We start from the raw sequence: 4,932 nt of genomic DNA on the forward strand, positions 1-4,932 counted from the left end.
AAAAAGACTCCGAAGAGTCTTCGCATTACTTATGCAATTCTTTATTACTCAATGTATGAAAAATCCCCCACAGAAGAATATTTACAATGATAAACAGCACTATTTCCACTAAATTAAAGTCTATCAAATTTCGTGACCGCATTGCCACCATAGCTTGGGAGTAGGGATAGATTAAAGATAATTTATCTGATACAAAAATCATCATAAATCCTACGAAAGTACCAATAGCACCAATTCCCACAGATTTACTGAAAATACGAGTTTTAGCTGTCACAAAAAACTGTACTGCCATCATACTAATTGTTCCAAAAATCCCCAATAAATCCCACTTGAGGTAGGTGAACAAATTAGAAATTTCTAAATGAGCTAGGTGAGCACTGACATAAAAAATACCAAACAAGAACAACTGTAAAACAGCAATAAACAAGATAATTACTATTTCTTTTGCCAACAATAATTTCCCAAGACTGACATTATTAGCTCTGAGAAATTCAATATTTTTTCTGTCAAACTCTTTTCCTAACATCATGGCTACATAAAGGCTAACCAAAATCGGAAAGAAAAGCTGGCTATAATAGAAGGTCAATTGTCCCCATAAAACAGGCACTTTTTCAATTTCTGCAACCATAGAATAAGCTGAACCAAAGTAAATTCCCAGACCAATCAGGCTACAAAAAGCTAAGAAGCAAATACCAATCATCAACATGGAAAATTTTTTAGTTTTCCGCCATTCTACTGATAGATAAGACATCATAGCTTGCCTCCTTTCTTTTCAACCAAATAGAGAGATAAGAAGAGATAGATTAGGGCTATTGGCAAATATGTAAATAGTTTAAATCCTAGGTTTGTCGCCAAAACATAACTCACTTGACTGGCGACTTGCTGGTAATCCACCAGAGACAGATATCCTATACCACCAAAAGGGAAAATCAGTTGTAGAAAAGCTGGTGCATGACCAAATCCAACTCCAAGAAATCCTCCGAAAATCCCTAATGCCAGTATCAATGCCTGCTTTTTCAGTAAAAACTGCAAAGTCAAAAACAGACAGGTTAAGACAAAAGAGGCTAGCAAGAAAATGACGATTTGCCAGAGGATTAGGCTAACAGGCATTTCTAGACCTGATAAGATTGCAATCAACTGGGCTACTACTCCCTCCAAAAAAGCGAGAAAGGTCAAAATGAACATGGTCAGGCCAAGCTTACTCAGAAAGATATGCCGTACATTTTCACCATTTGCTAAAAGCAGTTTGAAAGTGTTGCCCTCCTTCTCGTTCTTGACAATCCGCGATACAAAGAGAGCAATCACAATAGGGAGAATCAAGCCATTTACTTCTTTTATCATATAGAAAATTAGGCTAATCTGGTGCATGTCTGGATTACTTAGGTAGCGTGTAGCGGCTGCAATTGCCCAAGCAAATCCGACTCCCATAACTAGTATGCTAATAATGAAGGATTTTGTTCGTTTTGCCTTGAGCAATTCAATAGACAAATTATTCAACATAAGACTCACTCCTTGGTTAAGTTGAGGAAGATAGATTCCAAGGTTTCTTGCTCTTGCTTCACTTCATAAATTGGAACTTTCTCGACTATTAAATCTCGTAACAAACTAGAAATATGCTGATCGGCAAGGTTAGTCAGCTTGAGTTTATCCTCTTGTATATCCAACATCTTGCACGGATAACCAAATAACACTTGGCTAATGACTTCACGTCGACCTCTAAAATCCCCACGCACTTCCAGCCATTTATTGGACTGAATTTTACGAATTTCTCCCTCGTAAACCAGTTGACCATGATTGATAATCCCCACACGGTCAGCTATATGCTCTACTTCAGAAAGGATATGGGTAGAGATGAAAACAGTAATGCCCTGTTCTTTTGCCAACTTGATAATCAGTTCCCGAATTTCATGAATCCCTGCTGGGTCTAGCCCGTTTGTTGGCTCATCCAGTATCAACAAACGCGGTTTCTTGACTAAGGCAAAGGCTAAAGCCAAGCGCTGTTTCATACCCAGAGAATAATCTTTAACCAATTTTTTCTTGTTTTTAGGTTGATCCAACCCCACAATTTTCAAGGTTTCCTGAATATTTTTCTTATCAAATCCAAGGATTTTTTGGAAGACCAAGAGATTTTCATAGCCTGTCAAATTAGGATAATAAGACGGTTCTTCAATCATAGAGCCAATCTGATTAAGATACTGCTTGTCCGTACCTATAGATTGACCGAACACTTCAATCTCCCCAGCTGTACGAGAAATCAAAGACAAAATCATCTTCATGGTGGTTGTTTTCCCAGCTCCATTTGGACCTAGAAAACCATAAATCTCACCTTGTTGAACTGATAAGGAACTAAGGTTAACTACCTGAGTATCCTTAAATCCCTTTTGTAAGTTTTTTATCTGTAAAACATTACTAATCATTATGAACTTCCTCCTTTAAGCCAAATAATTTTCTATAATTTTGATTTCTATAAATCAAATTATCATGAGTATCTTTGATAACATCTCCACTACTCTTATCAACAAAAATGATAGAATCAACATAATTCACAATATCTAATTGGTGACTCACTATTACCATTGTTTTGTCTGAATAAAATGGATTACTCCACCACCAGCACCAAGAACGTTATCAAGTTCTTCAAGAGTCAATTCTTGAAGAGAATTCATTGCTTCAATCTCAACGAGATTCATTTGTTGTTTAGCCATTTGGAAATACCTCACTGATTAAAATTTATTTGAGAAGTATCTCTATCTAGGTTATGTCTTTATTATAGACATGCTAGATTAATTTAAAACTAAGCTAACCTTAATTTTACATTAAGATTAAAGTATTTTATCTTTTTTCACTCTTTTGAATGGTATAATATAGATAAGCGAGGTAAGATTATGAATTTCGAACAACAACTCCTGAATAAGCACATCCTTATTATTGATGACGATAAAATTTTAAACTCTTCCATAAGAGATATTCTCACTGCATACGGATTTTCCAATCTAACATCAGCCTATGATATAGAATCTAGTTTGGACATGATTGAAACAGAGCAGTTCGACCTTTTCCTTTTGGACATTATGCTCCCCGATGGTGATGGCTACACATTAGCAAAACATATCCGAAAAAAAGGCGATACTCCTATCCTCTTTCTGACTGCCAAAAATAATCCTGAAGATGAGGTAGCTGGTTTCAATGCTGGTGGTGATGATTATGTCATGAAACCCTTCATTCCAAAAAATCTTATCTATCGTATTATGGCTCTGCTCCGGAGAAGCTATAAATCAGAACAGGAAGTAATACAGATTGGACAGACTTTGGTGAGTTTTCGGAATGCAACAGTACAAAAAAATGGAGCAGAAATTTCTATTACACCAATTGAAATTCAGATTTTGAAAAAACTTTACGATAATAAAAATTACATCGTTTCAACTGAATCTCTCTGTGATACGATTTGGGGAGTGGATAGCTTTGGTTATGAAAACTCTTTGACTGTACATATTCGGAAAATTCGAGAAAAAATAGAAGAAAATCCTTCAAAACCTCAATATTTAAAGACAGCTAAAGGGCTGGGATATAAATTGTTATCATGATTATGAACCAAACCAAAATTTTAAGGTATTCACTAAAGAAATTTATCTTTTTTTCCATCATTATCTTTATTACCAATATTATTCTAATTGCCAGTTTTGTTTTTTACATTAGGGAAAAGCAAACTGCTACTGAGACTGTGAAAATAATTTCTGAACACATTACCATCACAAAAAATAACGTCCACATACCTAAAAATGATATCTCTAGTCTAAAAGAACAAAAGTTATGGCTCATGGTATTGGATAAGCAGACTGGAAAACAAGTGTACGAACAGTACAAACCCAAAGAAGTTCCTTCGCAATTTGACTATGGGGACATTTTACAGTTTTCTCGCTATTATCTTTCAGATTATCCTGTTTTTAGTCAGATAAAAGGTGGCTACATCATTGTTGTTGGTTTTCCAAAAGATAAAATTGCTCGTTATAGTTATAATTACTTAGATATAGATAGTATTCGCCTAATTCCACTAGTAGCATTTGGAGTATTGCTTTTCAACTGCCTTTATTTCGCTTTTCTTTACTACTATGGTGTGACGCATATCAATCGTAAAATTGCGCCTCTTGTAACTGCTATTCAGAATCTCCCAGATGGTTTGAAAAATCCAATAAATTCTATATCAGAACTAGAATATCTTACAACTGCAATTAATCAAACCGATACTCTACTCAAAGAGAATGAAGTCTTTAAAGAGCAATGGATTTCAGGAATTGCACACGATATCAAAACACCTCTTTCTGTCATCATTTCTAACGCGTCCTTGTTAAATGATTCTGAACTAGATACACAGTCTAAAAAACATATTCACCCAATATTGACGGAATCCTATTACATCCAAAATATTTTAAATGACTTAAATATAGTAGCTCGCCTTTCATCCGGTCATCTTCAATTAAATCAGACTGAAACAAAAATTATCCCCTTCTTCAAAGACATTCTCATCCATATTTTAAATCAAGAAATCTGGAATGATTTTGAATTTGAATTTGATTACGATTATTCACTTGTTAATCAATCTATCATGATTGAGCAGTTTTTAATCACAAGAGTTATTCATAATATCATCTACAACTCTGTTTTACATAACGAAAAGGGTTGCACAATAAGAATCAACTTGTTCAAAAAAGATACAAATGTAATTGTCGAAATCAAAGATAATGGACAGGGAGCTTTACCAGAAAAAATTGCTGAACTTAATGAATTATCTTTTAAAAATATTGATATTTCTAAAATTAGAACGACTGGAATTGGGCTAAAAATTTCAAAACAAATTGTTGATTTGCATCAGGGCTCTATTTCGTTTGCTAGTGTCCAAAATGAATTCTTTGAAAGTATCATTTCACTTCCGAT

At 34.5% G+C, this 4,932-nt stretch carries 6 protein-coding genes; 2 read left to right on the forward strand and 4 right to left on the reverse strand.

Annotated features, from left to right (window positions below):
* Positions 1-25: 25 nt before the first annotated feature.
* The 4 genes from RWM06_RS09270 to RWM06_RS09285 all read right to left on the reverse strand — a co-directional run bounded on the left by RWM06_RS09270 (position 26) and on the right by RWM06_RS09285 (position 2,705).
* Positions 26-754 carry an ABC transporter permease gene (locus RWM06_RS09270; RefSeq protein WP_313970908.1) on the reverse strand — a complete coding sequence of 243 codons (729 nt, stop codon included), beginning with the start codon at positions 752-754 and terminating at the stop codon, positions 26-28.
* Positions 751-1,500, reverse strand: a complete 750-nt coding sequence (locus RWM06_RS09275; RefSeq protein ID WP_313970909.1) for an ABC transporter permease — start codon at positions 1,498-1,500, stop codon at positions 751-753. Before RWM06_RS09275 ends, RWM06_RS09270 begins: the two co-directional genes overlap by 4 nt.
* A gap of 5 nt (positions 1,501-1,505) precedes the next feature.
* Positions 1,506-2,417: an ABC transporter ATP-binding protein gene (locus RWM06_RS09280; RefSeq protein ID WP_313970910.1), complete on the reverse strand. Its 912-nt coding sequence runs from the start codon at positions 2,415-2,417 to the stop codon at positions 1,506-1,508.
* A 153-nt stretch (positions 2,418-2,570) separates the two neighbouring features.
* On the reverse strand, positions 2,571-2,705 hold the full coding sequence (locus RWM06_RS09285; protein ID WP_033683242.1) for a type A2 lanthipeptide: 135 nt from the start codon (positions 2,703-2,705) through the stop codon (positions 2,571-2,573).
* 180 nt (positions 2,706-2,885) lie between these two features.
* On the opposite strand from RWM06_RS09285, the gene RWM06_RS09290 reads away from it, so the two are divergent.
* Complete coding sequence (locus tag RWM06_RS09290) at positions 2,886-3,584, forward strand: response regulator transcription factor (protein WP_313970911.1); 699 nt, start codon at positions 2,886-2,888, stop codon at positions 3,582-3,584.
* On the forward strand, positions 3,581-4,932 hold a 1,352-nt coding region (locus tag RWM06_RS09295; protein WP_313970912.1), incomplete at its 3' end, for a HAMP domain-containing sensor histidine kinase. The genes RWM06_RS09290 and RWM06_RS09295, both read left to right, overlap by 4 nt.

The organism is uncultured Streptococcus sp. (assembly GCF_963516575.1).
Taxonomy (GTDB): Bacteria; Bacillota; Bacilli; order Lactobacillales; family Streptococcaceae; genus Streptococcus.